Consider the following 18,166-nt stretch of genomic DNA (forward strand, 5'->3'; position numbering starts at 1 on the left):
CGCGTGAGGACGCCGGGCGGGCCTGGGATCCGGAAGGGACGGGTCAGCGGTGGTCGGAGCCGGTCGACTCGATCGCGGCGCGACCGGCCTCCAGCCGCGCCACCGGCACGCGGAACGGCGAGCAGGACACGTAGTCGAGGCCGACCTCGTGGAAGAAGTGCACCGACTCGGGGTCGCCGCCGTGTTCGCCGCAGACGCCCAGCTTCAGGCCGGGCCGCGCCGCCCGGCCCTCCTCGGCAGCGATGCGGACCAGCCGGCCGACCCCGTCGCGGTCGATCGACTCGAACGGGCTGATGCCGAAGATGCCGAGCTCCAGGTAGCGCCAGAAGAACGCCCCCTCGACGTCGTCGCGGGAGAAACCCCAGCCCATCTGGGTCAGGTCGTTGGTGCCGAAGGAGAAGAACTGGGCGGCCTCGGCGATCTGCCCGGCGGTCAGCGCCGCGCGCGGCACCTCGATCATGGTGCCGATCAGGATCTCGACGCCGGAGTCACCGACCACTTCGGCGATGATCTTCTCGGCCTCCGCGCGTACCGTCTCCAGCTCCTGGACCGCGCCGACCAGCGGTACCATGATCTCGGGTTTGGGTGAGCCGCCCTCGGCGGCGAGCGCGACGGCGGCCTCGGTGATCGCCCGCACCTGCATCGCGAACAGACCGGGAATGACCAGGCCGAGGCGTACGCCGCGCAGGCCGAGCATCGGGTTCGACTCGTGCATGCGGCGCACCGCGGCGAGCATCCGCTCGTCCTGCTCGGACTCCTCGCCCCGGGCCTTGGCCACCGCGACCTGCACGGCGAGTTCCTCGAGCGAGGGCAGGAACTCGTGCAGCGGCGGGTCGATGAGCCGCACGGTGACCGGCAGCCCGTTCATCTCCCGGAAGATCTCCAGGAAATCGGCCCGCTGCAGCGGCTGCAGGGCGGCGAGAGCGTCGTCGCGTTCGGTCTTGCTGTGCGCCAGGATCAGCCGTTCGACCAGCTCACGCCGGTCGCCGAGGAACATGTGCTCGGTGCGGCAGAGACCGATGCCGTGCGCCCCGAACCGCCGCGCACGCGCGGCGTCCGGGCCGGTGTCGGCATTCGTGCGAACCTTCAGCGAAGCGACGGAGTCGGCATGCGACATGAGCTGGTGTACGGCGGCGACGAGCGGCTCGTTGGCGAGCGCCGGGTCGAGGTCGCCCTCGAAGTACTGCACCACTTCGGACGGCCGGACCGGCACCTCGCCGAGGTAGACCCGGCCGGTGGTGCCGTCGATGGAGATCACGTCGCCCTCGTGCACCACGTGCCCGCCGACGGTGAACTGATCACGCCCGATCTCGAGCTCGTCGGCGCCGCACACGCAGGTCTTGCCCATGCCGCGGGCGACGACGGCCGCGTGCGACGTCTTGCCGCCGCGCGAGGTCAGGATGCCCTGCGCCGCGATCATGCCGGACAGGTCGTCGGGGTTGGTCTCCCGGCGAACGAGGATGACCTGTCGGCCGGCCGCAGCCGCGGCGACGGCGTCGGCCGCCGAGAAGACCACCTCACCGAAGGCGGCGCCGGGTGAGGCGCCCACGCCGCGGGTGATCGGCGAGGGGTCGCCGGCCAGGTCGAAGCGGGGGAACATCAGCTGGGCGAGCTGGGCGCCGTTGACCCGGATGAGCGCCTCGTCGAGGTCGATCATGCCTTCCTCGATGAGCTGCGCCGCGATCGTGAAGGCGGCCGCGGCGGTGCGCTTGCCGACCCGGGTCTGCAGCATCCACAGCTTGCCGCGCTCGATGGTGAACTCGATGTCGCACAGGTCGTGGTAATGCCCTTCGAGCTTGGCCATGATGGCGAGCAGCTCGTCGTACGACTTCTTGTCGATCTTTTCCAGATCGGCCAGGGCCAGGGTGTTCCGGATGCCGGCGACGACGTCCTCGCCCTGCGCGTTCTGCAGGTAGTCGCCGTAGATGCCGGTCTCGCCGGTGGCCGGGTCACGGGTGAAGGCGACGCCGGTGCCGGAGTCGGAGCCGAGGTTGCCGAAGACCATGGCGACGACGTTGACCGCGGTGCCGAGATCGGCCGGGATGCGCTCCTGGCGGCGGTAGAGCACCGCCCGGTCGGCGTTCCACGACCGGAAGACCGCCTCGACGGCGAGGTCGAGCTGCTCCCGCGGCTCTTGCGGGAAGTCATGGCCGGTGTGCTTGGCGAAGACTTTCTTGTACGCCGTGACCAGCACCCGCAGATCGTCGGCGTCGAGCTGGACGTCGTCCTTCACGCCCTTGTCGACCTTGGCCTTGTGCAGCGCGTCCTCGAACTCCTCGCCGGGCACGTCGCAGACGGTCTTGCCGAACATCTGGATGAGCCGCCGGTAGGAGTCCCACGCGAAGCGGTCGTTGCCGCCGGCCTGGCGGGACAGCCCTGCCACGGATTCGTCGTTGAGCCCGACGTTGAGGACGGTCTCCATCATGCCGGGCATGGAGAACTTCGCCCCGGAACGGACCGATACGAGCAGCGGGTCGGCCGGGTCGCCGAGCTTGCGGCCCATGGTGGACTCGAGCGCGGCCAGGTGGGAATCGACCTCGGCGGCGAGACCGTCGGCGTGGTGACCGTCGGCCAGGTAGCGCTGGCAGGCGTCGGTGGTGATGGTGAAACCGCCGGGCACCGGCAGGCCGAGGTTGGTCATCTCGGCGAGATTCGCGCCCTTGCCACCGAGCAGGTCTTTCATGTCCCTGTTGCCCTCGGCGAAGTCGTACACGAACTTACTCATCCCAGCCACCTCCGGTTTCGATTCCGCGGCCAGACTGGTTTCTGCCCCGAGATTCGTAAGGCTAAGCAGACCTTGGCCGAATAGTTAACGCTCCGTGGGGTTTTCCACACGCGTTCGCACCCTCGTGTTCGGGAAGCGCTCTCTCCGCGCAGTTCCGCGCAAACACCCCGGCGGGTAGCCTGGTCGGCAATGAAGGGTCTACGGCAGCGATCCGAGCAGCGCCTGCGCGGCATTCGGGTTCCTGCACCCTTCGACCTCGATGCATTCTGCGGCGAGGTGGCGGCCCGTCGCGGCCGCCCGCTGATCCGCCGGCCGGTCCCGGGGCTCAGCGCCGAGGCGCCCTGCGGCCTGTGGGTCGCCACCGACCGGGCCGACCACGTCTTCTACGACCCGGGCACGTCGCCGCTGCACGCCGAGCACATCGTGCTGCACGAGCTCGCGCACATCCTGAGCGGCCATTCCGGCGTGGACGGCTCGATCGGCCGGCTCTTCCCCGACCTCGATCCGGCCACCGTGCGGCGGGTGCTCGGCCGGGTCAGTTACACCACCGCCCAGGAACGTGAGGCCGAGATGATGGCCTCGCTGATCCGCGGCCGCTCGGCGCCACCCCCGCCCACCGTCCTCGGCCGGGTGGCCGACGCGTTCGGATTCATGGAGACCGAGGGCGAAGCGGGCTGATGGTCCTCCAGGTCGCCCTGCTGGTCCTGCTCTGGGGCGTGGTGGTGGCCCGGCTGCCGACCCTGTGGCGAGATGCCCGACAACGAGCATTCTGGGCGACGATCTTCGTCCTGGCGCTGATCAAGACGAGCCTGCTGTTCCCGGAGACGCCGCCGATCCTGCCGAACCTGCTCGGCGTGCTCACCGCGTACTTCCTCCTGCGGTTTCTGTCCCTGCTGACCGGCCGGGGCGGCCACCGGTGGCACCTGGCCCTGACTGCCGCCGTGCTCGTTGCGCTGGCCGGCCTCGCGGCAAACGGCAGCGTCACCCTCGACCGCGACCCCTTCCCGCTCACGGTCGCCTACTGGCTGGTGCCGGAGGGGTTCATCGGCTGGGCCCTGATCACCGCCGCGGTGCTGTTCTGGCCGGTGGCCCGGGACGTGCCGGCCGGTCTCCCCCGGCTCGGGCTGCGGGCGATCTCGGCCGGCTGCGCCATGGTCGCGGCCTACGGGGCGGCGAAGGCGGTGCTGATCATCCTGCGGGGCGCCGGGCTCACCGACGTCGACTTCGCCGAGTTCGAGCGGGCCGCCCCCTACCTGCAAGGCGGCGGCACGCTGATCGCGGTGGCGGGCGCCAGCGTGCCGGCCGCCCGGCGATCGCGGGCGATCATCGAGGCGTACTGGTCGCTGCTGGTCCTGCGGCCGCTCTGGAAGGCGATGCGGGACGCGTTTCCGGAGGTCATCCTGTTCTCGCCGCGGCGGGCGGTGTTCGAGCTGGCCGGCGTCGACGACGTGCACCTGCGCGTCTACCGGCGGGTGATCGAGATCCGGGACGGGATGCTGGCGCTGCGTCCCTACCTCCCGGCCGAGCCGGTTGCGACGACCGACCCGGCGCAGGCGGAGGCCGAGGCGATCGCGGCGGCGCTGCGGCGCCACGCGGACGGCGCCGGTCCGGCCGACAACGCTGACGGATTCGCCAAGATCGGCCCGGAGATGTCCGACGAGGTGGCCTGGCTGAGCCGGGTGAGCAGCGCTTACCGCGTCAGGACGGCCGCTGCTCGGACTCCCAGACCTTCCGGATCAGCTCGCTGATCGTCTCGCGGCCGCGCGGCGACACGTCGGCCGCGCGCAACGCGATCTCGGTGACCCCGGCGTCGCGGATGGTCTGCAGCAGCGCGAGCTGGGCATCGACCCGCCGGGTCTGCTCGTCGTCGAGGAAATAGGCGACCGGCACCCCGAAGTACGTCGCCAGGGCGGTCAGGTGCGCGACCGTCGGGTTGTCACGCCGGCCGGTGCGCAGCTGCCAGATATACGTGTGTGAGATCGGCACGCCCTGGCTCGCGCGGATCGTCTCGGCAACCGCCATGTAGCTCGGCTCCGCCTGGCCCGTGGCGCGGACCTGGCGGAACAACCGGTCAAGCTTCTCGGCGATGGAGAAGGCGCCCACCACGCCCTCCTCCCCCGTTTTCCTGGCCCCGTATCGGCAGTGTTGCCACATTCTGGCGTCCATGAGCAGGAAGCGCGACCCCGCGCCCATGCACATCCCCCGATGTAGGACGTCATAAACTGTGGTTGATGAGACCGAGCTGAGCCTATGCGAAGGGTCCCCGCCGCTCATCCCCCGAACGGGTAGGGTCGGCCGAGTGGTGGACATTGTGGATGGACCCGAGGTTTCGGCCCTGCTCGGCGAGCTGACCACCATGGTCGGCCGAGACGACCCCTATCCGAGGTATGCGCGATTGCGGGAGATCTCCCCGATGGTGCGCGCCGACGACAACGCACTCGTCGTGACCAGGCACGCGGACTGCGCGGCGGTCACCCGCGACGCCAAGCTGGGCCATATGCCGTCGCACATGCTGGCCTTCGTCGGCCTGAGCGACTGGGCCGAGCATCCGGCGCTGCATCAGTTGTTCACCAGCATTCTCGCGCTCAACCCGCCCGATCACACCCGGCTGCGGCGGCTCGTCAGCTCAGGTTTCACGCCGCGGCGGGTGCAGGCGCTGCGGCCGGCGATCGAGCGGATGGTGGAGGAACTGCTCGACCGGGTTGACGGCCCGGCCGACTTCATCGAGGCGTTCGCGTTCCCGTTGCCGGTCAACGTGATCGGCGAGCTGCTCGGCGTCCCCGAGCCGGACCGCGCCCAGTTCCAGGGCCTGGTCCGCGACTGGTCCCAGCTGCTCGACGTGATCACGCCGGAGGTGATCGCCAAGGCCGATCCGGCCGCGGCGACGATGCGGGCCTACCTGGCCGGCCTGGTCGCGGAGCGCCGCGCCGATCCGCGCGACGATCTGATCAGCGCGCTGGTCGCGGCGGAGGAGGACGGCGACCGGCTCACCGAGGACGAGCTGCTGACGATGGCGGCGCTGCTGTTCGCGGCCGGTTTCGAGACCACCACGAACCTGCTGGCCAACGGCCTGGTGACGCTGCTGGAGCACCCCGATCAGATCCCGGCCCTGCACGCCGACCCGGCGGCCGCGGTCGAGGAGTTGCTGCGGTTCGACTCACCGGTGCAGCTGGTCGGCCGGGTGGCGTGGGACGAGACGACGATCGGCGGGGTGCCGATCGAGCCGGGTGAGCGGGTGGTGGCCTACCTCGGCGCCGGCAACCGCGACCCGGAGCGTTTCGAACGGCCGGACCGGCTCGATCTGTCCAGGAAGGACAACGCGCCGCTGTCGTTCGGCGGCGGGATCCATTACTGCCTCGGTGCGCCGCTGGCGCGGCTCGAGGCCCAGGTGGCCTTCCCGGCGCTGCTGTCGCGCTTCCCTGGCTTACGCCTCGACGGCGCACCCGGACGACGGGACAGCTTGACGATCCGCGGTTACACCAGCCTGCCTGTGAGGCTGGAAAAATAAGGGCGCCGCTGCGAATTCCACGGGGGAAGAACTCGCAACGGCGCATGTCGAACATTAGTGGAAGCGGCGGCGGCTGTCTATCCCACGCGCTGCACGACCGAGCCGACGAGCTTCTTCCAGTCCGCGTCGAACTGCGATCCGGTGCTCGCGTTGCTCAGCTGATAGATCGCGTACGCGTCCACGAGCACCACATTTGTCCGCTGGACGATGGTCACGGCGGTGTCGGCCGTGCCCGGGTGGGCCGGGTCATATTTTTTGTGCCGGATCACCACGAACCCGGACCAGCCGCTCTCGTCGACGGTCTCCTGCTGCACCGTCTCGGTGTAGGCGGGCTCGCTGCGCTCGTCGTTGATGACCGCCGCCACGTTCTGGGTCGCCGGGCAGCCGTCCGCGATCGCCTTGAGGCCGGTCAGCGCCGCGTCGGCGCCGCTCTTGTCGCCGTAGACGAGGGCGATCTGCTCGAGCGTCTGCGCGCCCTTCTCTCCCTCGTCGGCCAGCGGCGCCGCGACGACGCTGCCACCCGGCGGCACCTGAGGCGGCGCGGTGGTGCCGCCACAGATGCTGATCAGCTGGTTGGGGTCGGCGCTCTCGTCGGGCGCCTTCCAGGTCGGCCCGACCTCGGTCGCCTGCAGCAGCGCGCCCCGCATGACGGTCACGGAGATGAGCGAGTTGTCCGGCTTCTCGCCGTCGTCGGAGCTGCAGCCGGCGGCCATCGCGAGGACGCAGAGGGCGGTGACGGCAACTCTCCCGGTCCTGAACATCGGGCCATCCTTGCAGAAGATCACTCTCCTGCCGACTTGCTCTACCCACGGTGACCTGGTGACCGGCGGACCGTCAGCGATTAGGGTCAGGTTGAGGCGAGGAGGGCGAGCGTGATCGACGGACTTGCCGAGCGGCTGCGGCGCGAGCTGGGCCCGGGCCGGGTGATCACCGACCGGCAGGAGCTGCGGACGTACGAGTGTGACGGCCTCGCCCACCACAAGGTCATCCCCGCCCTCGCGGTCCTCGCCCAGAGCACGGCGCAGGTCGCCGCGACGGTCCGGGCGTGCGCCGAGGCCGGGGTTCCGTTCGTGGCGCGCGGCTCGGGCACCGGCCTGTCCGGCGGCGCGCTCCCGCACGCCGACGGGGTGCTGATCGTGATGGCGCAGATGCGCGACATTCTCGACATCTCGCCGGCGGACGAGCGAGCCGTCGTCCAGCCCGGCGTGATCAACCTGCAGCTGACCCGGGCCACCACCCCGTCCGGTTACTACTACGCGCCCGACCCGTCCAGCCAGCAGATCTGCTCGATCGGCGGCAACGTTGCGGAGAACTCGGGCGGCGCGCACTGCCTGAAATACGGCTTCACCGTCAACCACGTGACCGGCCTTCAGGTGGTCACGCCGGACGGCGCGGTGGTCGAGCTCGGCGGCCGCGCGCTCGATCCGCCCGGTTACGACCTGATCGGCGCGTTCGTCGGGTCGGAGGGCACGCTCGGCGTGGCCACCGAGGTCACGGTGAAACTGACCCGGCTGCCGGAGACGGTCCGCACCCTGCTCGCCGCGTTCCACGGCATCGACCAGGCCGGCGCGGCCACCAGCGCGATCATCGCCGCGGGGGTGGTGCCGGCCGCGATCGAGATGATGGACGCGCTGGCCATCGAGGCGGCCGAGGCCGCCGTCGCCTGCGGTTACCCGCCGGGCGCCGGGGCGGTGCTGATCGTCGAGCTGGACGGCCCGGCCGCCGAGGTGGGCGCCCAGTTCGACGAGGTGGTCGTTCTGTGCCGGGAGAACGGCGCCTTCGAGATCCGGATCGCCGCCGACGACGCCGAGCGGGCCCTGTTCTGGAAGGGCCGCAAGTCGGCGTTCGCCGCGGTCGGCCGGATCAGCCCCGATTACATCGTGCAGGACGGCGTGATCCCGCGCACCGCGCTGGGCGAGGTGCTGAGCCGCATCGACGACCTGGCCAGCGCGAACGGCGTGCGCGTCGCCAACGTCTTCCACGCCGGCGACGGCAATCTGCATCCGCTGGTTCTGTTCGACGACGCGGTGCCGGGCGAGGCCGAGCGCGCCGAGACGACCTCCGGCGCGATCATCGACCTGTGCATCGAGTACGGCGGCTCGATCACCGGTGAGCACGGCGTCGGCGCGGACAAGGCGAAATACATGCCCCGCATGTTCGGCCCCGACGACCTCGACACGATGCAGCTGCTGCGCTGCGCGTTCGACCCGGCCGGCCTGGCCAATCCCGGCAAGATCTATCCGACGCCCCGGCTGTGCGGCGAGCGCCCCGGCCGGCACCGCGCGGAAGACCAGCGGCACGACACCGGCGTGGCGGAGATCTTCTGATGACCGCGCTCGACGAGCTGACCCGCCCGGCCGGTGCCGACGACGTGGTCGGCGGCGTGCCGGCCCGCCTGGTCGCGGCGCCGCGGAGCACGGCCGAGGCGGCCGCCCTGCTGGCCGCGACGCAGGATCTCACCGTCGTGGTGCGGGGCGCGGGCACGAAACTCGACTGGGGCCCGCCGCCGCGCTCCCTCGACCTGATCATCGACACCGGCAATCTGTCCGGTGTCGTCGAGCACGCGGCCGGCGACCTGATCACGATCGTCCGGGCCGGCACGCCCCTGCAGGCGCTCGACCTCGGCGATCAGCTGCTGGCGCTGGACGGCCCTGAGGGGGCCACCATCGGCGGGACGGTCGCGACCGCCACCAGCGGGCCCCGGCGCCTGCACTACGGCGGCGTGCGCGACCTGCTGATCGGGATCACCGTGGTGCGGGCGGACGGGAAGGTCGCGAAGTCGGGCGGCAAGGTCGTCAAGAACGTCGCCGGCTACGACCTGGGCAAGCTCTACACCGGCTCCTACGGGACGCTCGGCCTGATCACCGAGTGCGCGTTCCGCCTGCACCCGCGCCCGCAGCGGGCTCTGTTCGTCCGGGCCGTCGCGCCGCCCGCCGACGCGGCCCGGATCCGGGCGGCCGCGGTGGCGCCGGCGGCGATCGAGATCGACTCGGCGTGCGGTGAACTGGCCACGCTGCTTGAGGGGACGCCCGACGGCGTACGGGAAAGGGCTCGGATCTTGGAAAAGCTCCTCGGCGGTGAGATTTCCGATGAAGCTCCCGCCTGGTGGGGTGTGGCGCCGTGGGCGCCGGGTGGGATCGGGGTCAAGCTTTCCGTGCCGCTGTCGGCCGTGCCGGCAATTGCTTCCGGCCCCGATCCGGTACGCGGTTCGGCCGGAACCGGAATTCTCTACGCGGGCGCGGCCGGCATCACCGGGGTGGAACGGTTGCGGGCCGCCTGTGTGCGCCTCGGCGGGCATGCCGTCGTCCTGACCGCCCCGCCCGAGGTGCGCGACATCCTGGACATGTGGGGCCCGACGCCGGGCCTGCCGCTGATGCGCCGGGTGAAGGACCAGTTCGACCCGGGCCACCGCTTCGCACCCGGCCGATTCGTGGGAGGCATCTGATGGTCGACGCCACCTGGGGCACCGGCGAACCACCGCGGGACGTGCTCGGCCCGGTCGCCGGCGGGCCGGCCTTCGATGCCGATCATCCGCCCGCCCCGGAGCTGATCGCCGACTGCGTCCACTGTGGTTTCTGCCTGCCGACCTGCCCGACCTACGTGCTGTGGGGCGCCGAGGCCGACTCACCGCGCGGCCGCATCTACCTGATGAACCAGGGCGTCGGCGGCGAACCGCTCAGCGACTCCATGGTGGAGCACTTCGACAATTGCCTGGGTTGCATGTCGTGCGTGACCGCGTGCCCGTCCGGCGTGAAGTACGACCGCCTGATCGAGGACACCCGCGCCCAGGTAGAGCGCCGGCACACCCGCACCCCGCGCGAGCGGGCCCTGCGGGCGGCCATCTTCGCCCTGTTCCCCTACCCCCGCCGGCTGCGTCTGCTGCGCGGCCCGCTCCGCGCCTACCAGGCCTCCGGCCTGCAGAAACTGGTCGCTCGCAGCGGCCTGCTCCCCCGCCTGGCCCCCACCCTGGCCACCCTGGAATCGCTCGCGCCCCGGCTGCGCAGCGTGCCGCGGCCGCCGCGCCGGGTGCCGGCGCGAGGCGCCCGCCGGGCCGTCGTGGGCATGCTGACCGGTTGCGTGCAGAGCGCGTTCTTCCCCGACGTCAATTCCGCGACGGTACGCGTTCTGGCCGCCGAGGGCTGTGAGGTGCTGATCCCGCCGGCGCAGGGCTGTTGCGGCGCGCTGAGCGTGCACAACGGCCGCCGTTCCGAGGCCCAGCAGTTCGCCCGCCGGCTGATCGACACGTTCGAGTCGACCGGCATGGACTACTTCGTGGTCAACGCGGCCGGCTGCGGTTCGTCCCTGAAGGAATACGACGCCCTGCTGGCCGACGACCCGTCGTATGCCACCCGGGCGGCGACGTTCACGGCCAAGGTCCGCGATCTCGCCGAGCTGCTGCACGAGCTGGGCCCGGTGGCCACCCGCCACCCGCTGGACGTGACCGTGGCCTATCACGACGCGTGCCACCTGGGTCATGCGCAGGGAGTCCGCGCGCAGCCCCGATCACTGCTGCGCGACATCCCGGGCCTGACGCTGCGCGAGATCGCCGACCCGGAGATCTGCTGCGGCTCGGCCGGCATCTGGAACGTCCTCAACCCCGAGCCGGCCGCCGAACTGGGTGCCCGCAAGGCGCGCACCGTCCTGGCCACCGAGGCATCGCTGCTGGTCACGGCCAACCCGGGTTGCCTCATGCAGATCGCCGCGGCCGCTCAGCGGCAAGGCGGCCGGATCGCCCTCGCGCACACCGCCCAGGTCCTGGACGCCTCGATCCGCAACCGGGGCGCCTCCGAACTTCTACGCCCGGCTCATTGAGCTTTCTGGTCCTGCCAGCCGTCGGGTTCCGGGTGATATCCGTAGGCGGCGGCCCGTACCGTTTCCTCGTCCTCGAGCCCGGAGCCGATCGCGCCGCCGACGGTGGCCAGGGAGCTGATGATCCAGGCGAGGGTCAGGTAGTCGGTGGCATGGACCGGTCGTTGCAGGGTCTCTCCCAGCACGGAGGTGTCGATCAGCAGCGCCGCGACGAATGCCGTTCCGACGAGAAGCACGACGTAGGACACCGCCGTGGCCAGGGCGAGGGTGAGGGTGGTGCCCCAGTTGAACATCCGGGCCAGCTCGGGCGGCGTGTCCTGGTCCGGCTTCTGCCACAGGTCATGAGCGATGATCAGCCAGGCCACCAGCGCGGTCAGCCCGAGCAGCATGATCACCGTGAGCCGGAGGGGGCCGAGGGAGTCGCCCATCTTCCAGATCGTCTCGGTGGTGAGCGCGAACGCGGCCGTTCCGAAGGCGCCGACCAACAGCTTGGACAGGCCCAGCAGGGCACGTCCGGGACGGTTCGCCCGGACCATTCCGGTCAGCAGCCGCACCCGGCCGGTCAGCCGCGAGGCGACATAACGCCACTCGCCGGGGTCGCCCCCGCCGTCCACCCGGTGCACGGCGGTGACCCGGCTCGCCAGCTCAGCCGGTTCCCGGCCAACCGGCGGCACCCGCTCATCGGAGGCATCGGCAAGCAGCCGGCCCACGAGGTCCGGGACGACCGCGCGCACGGCCGGCAACTGGCGCAGCCCGAGCGCGGGCAACGATACGAGCGCGGCCCGGCGCTGGGCCGAGGTCTGCGCGACAAGCGGCACCCGGTCGCTGTGCAGCGGCAGATCGGTGAGACAGACCGCGACGTCCCAGCGGTCGTCGGTGCGCCGGCGGGCGAGGTCGTCGAGCAGCGCGCCGGCGCCGCCGTCGCGGTGCGGTGCCACGTCACCCCAGCCTTCCCGGACGGTCCATCGCACATCGGCGTTCACCCGCTCGGCGAGCCGGTCGGCCAGCTCGGCGCATAGCCGAGCGGTGACCCGGGCCGGATGGTCCGGCGGGGTTGCCACCAGTCCGACGACGATCTCCGGACGCTGCGGTTCACCGTGGGTCATCATCGCTCCTGTCCGTCAGCTGGTCATCGTCAGGCAGCGGCGGTCCCGGTCCGGGTGCTCATGCCTCGGTCTACTCGGGGATTTCGCCGCGGTCAACCAGAAGCGTCAAGGCTAAATGCATCCGTTTCGGCGGTATTCCGATGGGTACGCCCTGTTACATCAGACGCGCCCCGGGTCACGGAGCACCGGGACGCCGGCAAGGGTGCGATCGGATACGGAGACTGCCATGACGCAACTGGCAACTCACGAAATAGGGAACCAGCAGGACGAGGTGCAGCGGCGCGGCCGCGGGCTGGGCTGGATGAGTCTGGGACTGGGCGTGGCACAGCTGGCGGCACCGGACGCGGTGCGCCGGATCAGCGGTGTCGACGACTCCCGGACCTCACGGACTGTCGTACCGCTGGTCGGAGCCCGGGAACTGGTTCACGCGGCCGGACTCCTGACGAGCCGGCGCAAAGGAGTCTGGGCCTGGACCCGGGTCGCCGGCGACGCGATGGACCTGACCGCGCTCGCCATGGCCATCGCCCACCGCGGCGGGAACCGTCGGCGACGGCTGGTCGCGGTCACCGGCGCCATCGCCGGAATCACGGCGCTGGACCTGCTGACGGCCGTACAGGCCACCCGGGCGAAGAAGATCAGCTCCGCGCCGACCGTGCGGAGAGCACGCAGGGCAAGCAAAGGAGGATCCATGGAACTGACGGCCACGACAACCATCCGCAGCCCCGCATCGGAGGTGTACGCGTTCTGGCGCAACCTGGAAAACCTTCCGACGTTCATGGCGCACCTCGAGCAGGTCCGCACCACCGGTGACCGCACGAGCCACTGGTCGGCCGCCGCCCCGTTCGGCAAGAACGTCCAGTGGGACGCGGAGATCGTCGAGGAGACGCCGGGCGAGAAGATCGTGTGGCGCTCGACCGGCAACGCCGACGTGCCCAACGCCGGCACGGTCCGGTTCGTGCCCGCCCCGGACGGGGTGAGCACCGAGGTGCACGTCGTGCTGGTGTACGACATCCCGGGCGGCACCATCGGCAAGGCGGTCGCCAAATATTTCGGCGAGGAACCGCACCAGCAGCTCGACGACGACCTGCGCCGGCTCAAGCAGGTGCTGGAGACCGGCGAGGTGGTGCGCTCCGACGGCGCCCCGTGGGGCAAGCGGGCCCGCAAGGAGTTCCCGCAGCGCCCGGCCCAGCCGCTGTCGGACGCCGAGCTCGAGAAGGGAGCAGACGCATGAGGGCGAACACCTGGGCCGGCCGTAACTCGGTCGAGGTCCGCGACGTGCCGGATCCGAGGATCCTGAACAGCCGCGACGCGATCGTACGGATCACGTCCACCGCGATCTGCGGCTCGGACCTGCACCTGGTCGACGGGTACGTGCCGACTATGCAGGACGGCGACATCCTGGGTCACGAGTTCATGGGTGAGGTGATCGAGGTCGGGGCCGGGGTGTCCGCGGACAAGCTGCGGGTCGGCGACCGGGTCGTCGTGCCGTTCCCGATCGCCTGCGGCGCGTGCGCCGCCTGCGCCGCCGAGCTGTACTCCTGCTGCGAGAACACCAACCCCAACGCCGGGATCGCGGAGAAGATGTTCGGCCACCCGGTCGCCGGGATCTTCGGTTATTCGCATCTGACCGGTGGTTTCGCGGGCGGTCAAGCGCAGTACGCGCGGGTCCCGTTCGCCGACGTCGGCCCGCTGAAGATCGAGTCCGACCTGAGTGACGAGCAGGTGCTGTTCCTGTCCGACATCCTGCCCACCGGTTACATGGGCGCCGAGATGTGCGACATCCAGCCGTCCGACGTGGTGGCGGTGTGGGGCGCCGGTCCGGTCGGCCAGTTCGCCATGGACAGTGCCCGGGTCCTGGGCGCGGCGAAGGTCATCGCCATCGACAAGGAGCCGTACCGGCTGCAGATGGCCGAACGAGCCGGCCACATCCCGGTGAACTTCGACGAGGTCGACGTCCGCTCGACGCTGCTGGAACTGACCGGCGGCCGCGGCCCGGACAAGTGCATCGACGCGGTCGGCCTGGAAGCCACCCACGGGAGCGCGCACATCGCCGCGTACGACCGGGTAAAGCAGGCCGTCCGCTCCGAGACCGAACGCCCGCACGCCCTGCGCCAGGCGATCATGTCGTGCCGCAGCGGCGGCGTGGTCTCGGTGATCGGCGTGTACGGCGGCCTGCTCGACAAGTTCCCGGCCGGCGCCTGGATGAACCGGGCGCTGACCCTGCGCACCGGGCAGTGCCACGTGCAGCGCTACATGAAGCCCTTGCTGCAGCGCATCGAACGCGGCGAGATCGACCCGACCCGGATCATCACCCACAGGCTGCCGCTCGACCAGGCCGAACACGGCTTCGACATCTTCAAGAACAAGCAGGACAACTGCGAGAAGATCGTCCTCAAGCCCTGACCGACCCAGCCGCATCCGGCCACCGCGAGCTCTCCGGTGGCCGGATGCTGGCCCGGGCCCGGCGGCCTACCGGATCGCGAAGCTCGGGTGCGGTGGCTGGTTGTAGGCGGTGTTCTGCCAGGCGATCGCCTCGCGGTACTGGACGTCGTGCAGCAGCGTCACCACGCGGCGGTCGGTCGGTGTCGGGGTCGAGTAGATCCGCAGGGCGTTATTCGCGGTCGTCGGCCAGATCACCTCCTCGCGCCAGTCGCCCAGCAGGTCGCCGGACAACGAAGGGGTCGACTTGGTGCTGTTGTTCGAGTGCACGTCGGCCGCGGTGAGCAGGCGAGTGTCGGACGACGTGCCGTACTTGTCGATGTGGGTGCCGTCGAGCAGTTCGCGGGTGGCGTCGCCGTCCCACCAGACCAGGAAGTTCGTCGAGCCCGGTTTGCGGGCGGCCACCACCGCGCCGGACGGGCTGCGCACCCCGTCGACCGCCGACGACCAGGACTCGGCGCCGGGGCTGCCGGCCCAGATGTCGTCCGAGACGCCACGTCCGTTGTCGCCGTTCGCCGGGGTCGACCAGATGATCTGGCCGGTCTTGGCGTCGGCGAACCAGGACGACGGCTTGGTGCCGTCCTCGTCGACCTTGAACTCCTCCAGGCCCGGCCGGGACGGGTCGAGGTCACCGACGTGCATGGTGTCGCCGTGGCCGTTGCCGGTGTTCCACAGTTTCGCGCCGTTGTCGTCGATTGCCATCGACCCGTACACGATCTCGTCCTTGCCGTCCTGATCGACATCGGCCACCGAGAGCTGGTGGTTGCCCTGGCCGGCGTAGCCGCTGTTGCCACTGGTGTTCGAGTCGAACGTCCAGCGGCGGGTCAGCGCGCCGTTGCGGAAGTCCCACGCCACGATCACGCTTCGCGTGTAGTAGCCGCGGGCCATGATCAGGCTGGGGCGGCTGCCGTCCAGGTAGGCGGTGCCGGCCAGGAAGCGGTCGACCCGGTTGCCGTAGGAGTCGCCCCAGCTGGAGACGGTGCCGCGGGCCGGCTCGTAGTTGACGGTGGAGACGGCGGCGCCGGTCCGGCCGTCGAACATGGTCAGGTATTCCGGACCGGTCAGGATGTAGCCGGACGAGTTGCGGTAATCAGCGTTCGCGTCGCCGATCACCCGGCCGGCGCCGTCGGTGGTCGCGTCGGCGGTCTTCATGGCTACTTCGGCATCTCCGTCGCCGTCGTAGTCGTACACCTGGAACTGGGTGTAATGGGCGCCGGCCCGGATGTTACGGCCGAGGTTGATCCGCCACAGCCGGGTGCCGTCGAGCTTGTAGCCGTCGACGTAGACCGGGTCGGTGACGCCGGACTGCGAGTTGTCCTTCGAGGTGGTCGGGTCCCATTTGAGGACGATGTCGAGTTTGCCGTCGCCGTCGAGGTCACCGGTGCTGGCATCGTTCGCGACGTAGAGCGCGCTGTTCGGGTTCTGGATCGGCACGTCCAGATAGCCGTTCGCGAAATTCAGGGCGGGCCCTTCGGCCGCCTGCTCGACCCCACCGACAACAGCTTTGACGGTGTACGCCTGACCGGCCGCCGCCGCCGGGTCGAGATAGTTGGTCGACGCGGTGATCGGGGCGGCGTTCAGTTTCGCCGTCCCGCGGTAGACGTTGAACGCGACGCCGCTCGGGTCGGTGCCGAGCAGCCGCCAGCTGACCAGGTTCCCGCTGGTGGAGTGGACGCTGACCACCCCGCGATCGAGCTTCTCGACCTGCTTGCCGTTGACGGTCGAGGTGCCGCCCGCGGGTGCCGGGGTGGTCGTCGGCGGAGTGGCCGGGGTCGTCGGAGTGGCCGGCGTGGCCGTCGGTGACGAAGTGGGCGTGGTCGTCCCGCCGGTGCACGCGGTTCCGTTGAGACTGAACGACGCCGGGGTGCCGGCCGTCCCGCTGCCGTTGAACCCGAAGCTGGTTCTCGCGTTGGTGGCGAGCGCCGCGTTGTAGCCGGCGTCCTTCACCGAGACGTTCGCCCCGGACTGGGTGACCACGCCGTTCCACAGCTGGGACATCGTCTGGTCGCCCGGGAAGGCGAACGTCAGCGTCCATCCGCTGATCGCGTCGCCGAGGTTGGTGACGTCCACGGCGACGCCGAAGCCGCCCGACCACGTATTGGTCACGGCGTATTTCACCGAGCAGCCGGCGGCCGCGTCGGCCCGGGCCGCCAGCGCCAGCCCCGCGCCGGCGGTGGCGACGGCGAGAGCGGCGACGGCAATCTTCTTCGATCTGGCCACGTACGGCCCCTTAGATTTACAGTCATGGATTGGGAGCGCTCCCAAGACTGCGACGTGCCATCGCGTTCGTCAAGCTCCTGACACCGTTCCGCACCCACGTCCCGCGTCCTCCGGGAGGAACCCCATGCACCGACGAAGAATGGCCTTACTCGCCACCGCGGCCACCGTCCTGGCCTCCGCCGCCGTGGTCACCGCGAGCCGTGCCGACGCCGCGGCCGGCTGCACGGTGAAGTACACGATCTCCAACCAATGGCAGGGCGGGTTCGGCGCCGCCGTCGACGTCACCAACCTCGGCGACGCGATAAACGGCTGGTCGCTCGCCTTCACGTTCGCCGCCGGACAGACCGTCACGCAGCTGTGGAACGGCTCGGTGACCCAGTCCGGCACCGCGGTCACCGTGCGTAACGCCGCCTGGAACTCGGCGATCGCCGCCGGGGGAACCGCGTCGTTCGGCTTCAACGGCTCGTGGACCAGCAGCAACCCGGTGCCGTCGGCGTTCACCCTCAACGGCGTGGCCTGCACCGGCGCGGTGGCCACCACGCCGCCGACGACCACCCCGACCACCAGCGTGCCGACCTCGTCCCCCACGACCTCGCCGACCACCACACCGCCCGCCGGCACCCCGGTCAAAGTGATGGCGCTGGGCGACTCGATCACCGGCTCTCCCGGCTGCTGGCGGGCCCTGCTCTGGCAGAAACTGCCCGCCGCCCAGGTCGACTTCGTCGGCACACTGCCCGCCCAGGGCTGCGGCTTCACCTACGACGGCGAGAACGAGGGACACGGCGGCTACCTGGCCGTCAATGTCGCCAACCAGGACCTGCTCGTCGGCTGGCTGGCCGCCACCGACCCGGACGTCGTGATGATGCACTTCGGCACCAACGACGTCTGGTCGAGCCTGCCGACGGACACCATCCTCGCCGCGTACACCCGGATGGTGTCGCAGATGCGCGCCTCGAACCCGAGCATGAAGATCCTGGTCGCGCAGATCATCCCGATGAACCCGAGCACCTGCGCCACGTGCGCGGCCGGGGTGGTCGCCCTCAACGCCGCGATTCCGGCCTGGGCGGCCGGCCTGACCTCGGCGGCCTCACCGATCACGGTCGTCGACCAGTGGACCGGCTTCGACACGGCCACCGACACCGGCGACGGCGTCCACCCGAACGACGCGGGCAACGTCAAGATCGCCAACCGCTGGTATCCGTACGTCTCGGCCGCCATCTCCTGATCTTCGAGGTTGCCCGGCCCGCACTGCGGCCGGGCAACCTCACCCGGGCCGAACTCTCAGGTCCGGGCCCGTGACGCCGATCTCCACCAAGTCCCGAGCTTCCGGTTCAGCCGCCGGTCGGACTGGAGATCCTC

General features: G+C 70.6%; 14 protein-coding genes. 9 read left to right on the forward strand and 5 right to left on the reverse strand.

What is annotated here, in order from left to right:
• Positions 1–43 precede the first annotated feature (43 nt).
• Positions 44–2,725, reverse strand: coding sequence for a pyruvate, phosphate dikinase (gene ppdK / locus AB0E90_RS05640; protein ID WP_360399748.1), 2,682 nt, complete (start codon positions 2,723–2,725; stop codon positions 44–46).
• A 189-nt stretch (positions 2,726–2,914) separates the two neighbouring features.
• Between ppdK and AB0E90_RS05645 the strand changes: the two genes are divergently transcribed.
• Both AB0E90_RS05645 and AB0E90_RS05650 read left to right on the forward strand, forming a co-directional pair.
• A complete protein-coding gene (locus AB0E90_RS05645; protein ID WP_360399751.1) occupies positions 2,915–3,403 on the forward strand; it encodes a hypothetical protein in 489 nt (162 codons plus the stop codon).
• Positions 3,403–4,473 carry an MAB_1171c family putative transporter gene (locus AB0E90_RS05650; protein ID WP_360399754.1) on the forward strand — a complete coding sequence of 357 codons (1,071 nt, stop codon included), beginning with the start codon at positions 3,403–3,405 and terminating at the stop codon, positions 4,471–4,473. The genes AB0E90_RS05645 and AB0E90_RS05650 overlap by 1 nt, the downstream gene beginning before the upstream one ends.
• On the opposite strand, the gene AB0E90_RS05655 is transcribed toward AB0E90_RS05650, so the two are convergent.
• Positions 4,424–4,828, reverse strand: a complete 405-nt coding sequence (locus tag AB0E90_RS05655; RefSeq protein ID WP_360399757.1) for a helix-turn-helix domain-containing protein — start codon at positions 4,826–4,828, stop codon at positions 4,424–4,426. The genes AB0E90_RS05650 and AB0E90_RS05655 overlap by 50 nt on opposite strands.
• Positions 4,829–5,024: 196 nt before the next feature.
• Between AB0E90_RS05655 and AB0E90_RS05660 the strand changes: the two genes are divergently transcribed.
• On the forward strand, positions 5,025–6,233 hold the full coding sequence (locus AB0E90_RS05660) for a cytochrome P450 (protein ID WP_360399760.1): 1,209 nt from the start codon (positions 5,025–5,027) through the stop codon (positions 6,231–6,233).
• 77 nt (positions 6,234–6,310) lie between these two features.
• Here the strand turns inward: AB0E90_RS05660 and AB0E90_RS05665 are convergent, their stop codons facing one another.
• Positions 6,311–6,994: a hypothetical protein gene (locus AB0E90_RS05665; RefSeq protein ID WP_360399763.1), complete on the reverse strand. Its 684-nt coding sequence runs from the start codon at positions 6,992–6,994 to the stop codon at positions 6,311–6,313.
• A gap of 111 nt (positions 6,995–7,105) precedes the next feature.
• On the opposite strand from AB0E90_RS05665, the gene AB0E90_RS05670 reads away from it, so the two are divergent.
• From AB0E90_RS05670 to AB0E90_RS05680, 3 genes are read left to right on the forward strand one after another with little or no spacing between them, the layout of a single operon-like run.
• Positions 7,106–8,560, forward strand: coding sequence for an FAD-linked oxidase C-terminal domain-containing protein (locus AB0E90_RS05670; RefSeq protein ID WP_360399766.1), 1,455 nt, complete (start codon positions 7,106–7,108; stop codon positions 8,558–8,560).
• Complete coding sequence (locus AB0E90_RS05675) at positions 8,560–9,678, forward strand: FAD-binding protein (RefSeq protein ID WP_360399769.1); 1,119 nt, start codon at positions 8,560–8,562, stop codon at positions 9,676–9,678. Before AB0E90_RS05670 ends, AB0E90_RS05675 begins: the two co-directional genes overlap by 1 nt.
• A complete protein-coding gene (locus AB0E90_RS05680; RefSeq protein WP_360399772.1) occupies positions 9,678–11,045 on the forward strand; it encodes a heterodisulfide reductase-related iron-sulfur binding cluster in 1,368 nt (455 codons plus the stop codon). The genes AB0E90_RS05675 and AB0E90_RS05680 overlap by 1 nt, the downstream gene beginning before the upstream one ends.
• On the opposite strand, the gene AB0E90_RS05685 is transcribed toward AB0E90_RS05680, so the two are convergent.
• The gene (locus AB0E90_RS05685) at positions 11,039–12,148 is read right to left on the reverse strand and encodes a hypothetical protein (protein ID WP_360399775.1); all 1,110 of its coding nucleotides are present in this window, start codon (positions 12,146–12,148) and stop codon (positions 11,039–11,041) included. The genes AB0E90_RS05680 and AB0E90_RS05685 overlap by 7 nt on opposite strands.
• A gap of 226 nt (positions 12,149–12,374) precedes the next feature.
• On the opposite strand from AB0E90_RS05685, the gene AB0E90_RS05690 reads away from it, so the two are divergent.
• Together AB0E90_RS05690 and AB0E90_RS05695 are read left to right on the forward strand one after the other, a co-directional pair.
• Positions 12,375–13,379, forward strand: a complete 1,005-nt coding sequence (locus tag AB0E90_RS05690; protein ID WP_360399778.1) for an SRPBCC family protein — start codon at positions 12,375–12,377, stop codon at positions 13,377–13,379.
• Positions 13,376–14,551 (forward strand): zinc-dependent alcohol dehydrogenase, encoded by a 1,176-nt coding sequence (locus tag AB0E90_RS05695; RefSeq protein WP_360399780.1) that lies wholly within the window; start codon positions 13,376–13,378, stop codon positions 14,549–14,551. The genes AB0E90_RS05690 and AB0E90_RS05695 overlap by 4 nt, the downstream gene beginning before the upstream one ends.
• Positions 14,552–14,617: 66 nt before the next feature.
• On the opposite strand, the gene AB0E90_RS05700 is transcribed toward AB0E90_RS05695, so the two are convergent.
• Complete coding sequence (locus tag AB0E90_RS05700; protein ID WP_360399783.1) at positions 14,618–16,807, reverse strand: cellulose binding domain-containing protein; 2,190 nt, start codon at positions 16,805–16,807, stop codon at positions 14,618–14,620.
• A gap of 124 nt (positions 16,808–16,931) precedes the next feature.
• Here AB0E90_RS05700 and AB0E90_RS05705 point away from each other — a divergent pair, with 124 nt between their 5' ends.
• Entirely contained in the window at positions 16,932–18,032 is a 1,101-nt protein-coding gene (locus AB0E90_RS05705) for a cellulose binding domain-containing protein (RefSeq protein ID WP_360399786.1), read from the forward strand.
• Positions 18,033–18,166 lie beyond the last annotated feature (134 nt).

Origin of the sequence: Actinoplanes sp. NPDC026619, assembly GCF_040638295.1 — a bacterium.
Classification (GTDB): domain Bacteria; phylum Actinomycetota; class Actinomycetes; order Mycobacteriales; family Micromonosporaceae; genus Actinoplanes.

Coding starts and splice junctions, on each gene's coding strand:
- AB0E90_RS05675 (WP_360399769.1), top strand. CDS start 8,560: ATGACCGCGCTCGACGAGCTGACCCGCCCGGCCGGTGCCGACGACGTG.
- AB0E90_RS05645 (WP_360399751.1), top strand. CDS start 2,915: ATGAAGGGTCTACGGCAGCGATCCGAGCAGCGCCTGCGCGGCATTCGG.
- AB0E90_RS05690 (WP_360399778.1), top strand. CDS start 12,375: ATGACGCAACTGGCAACTCACGAAATAGGGAACCAGCAGGACGAGGTG.
- ppdK (WP_360399748.1), bottom strand. CDS start 2,725: ATGAGTAAGTTCGTGTACGACTTCGCCGAGGGCAACAGGGACATGAAA.
- AB0E90_RS05665 (WP_360399763.1), bottom strand. CDS start 6,994: ATGTTCAGGACCGGGAGAGTTGCCGTCACCGCCCTCTGCGTCCTCGCG.
- AB0E90_RS05680 (WP_360399772.1), top strand. CDS start 9,678: ATGGTCGACGCCACCTGGGGCACCGGCGAACCACCGCGGGACGTGCTC.
- AB0E90_RS05705 (WP_360399786.1), top strand. CDS start 16,932: ATGCACCGACGAAGAATGGCCTTACTCGCCACCGCGGCCACCGTCCTG.
- AB0E90_RS05695 (WP_360399780.1), top strand. CDS start 13,376: ATGAGGGCGAACACCTGGGCCGGCCGTAACTCGGTCGAGGTCCGCGAC.
- AB0E90_RS05685 (WP_360399775.1), bottom strand. CDS start 12,148: ATGACCCACGGTGAACCGCAGCGTCCGGAGATCGTCGTCGGACTGGTG.
- AB0E90_RS05650 (WP_360399754.1), top strand. CDS start 3,403: ATGGTCCTCCAGGTCGCCCTGCTGGTCCTGCTCTGGGGCGTGGTGGTG.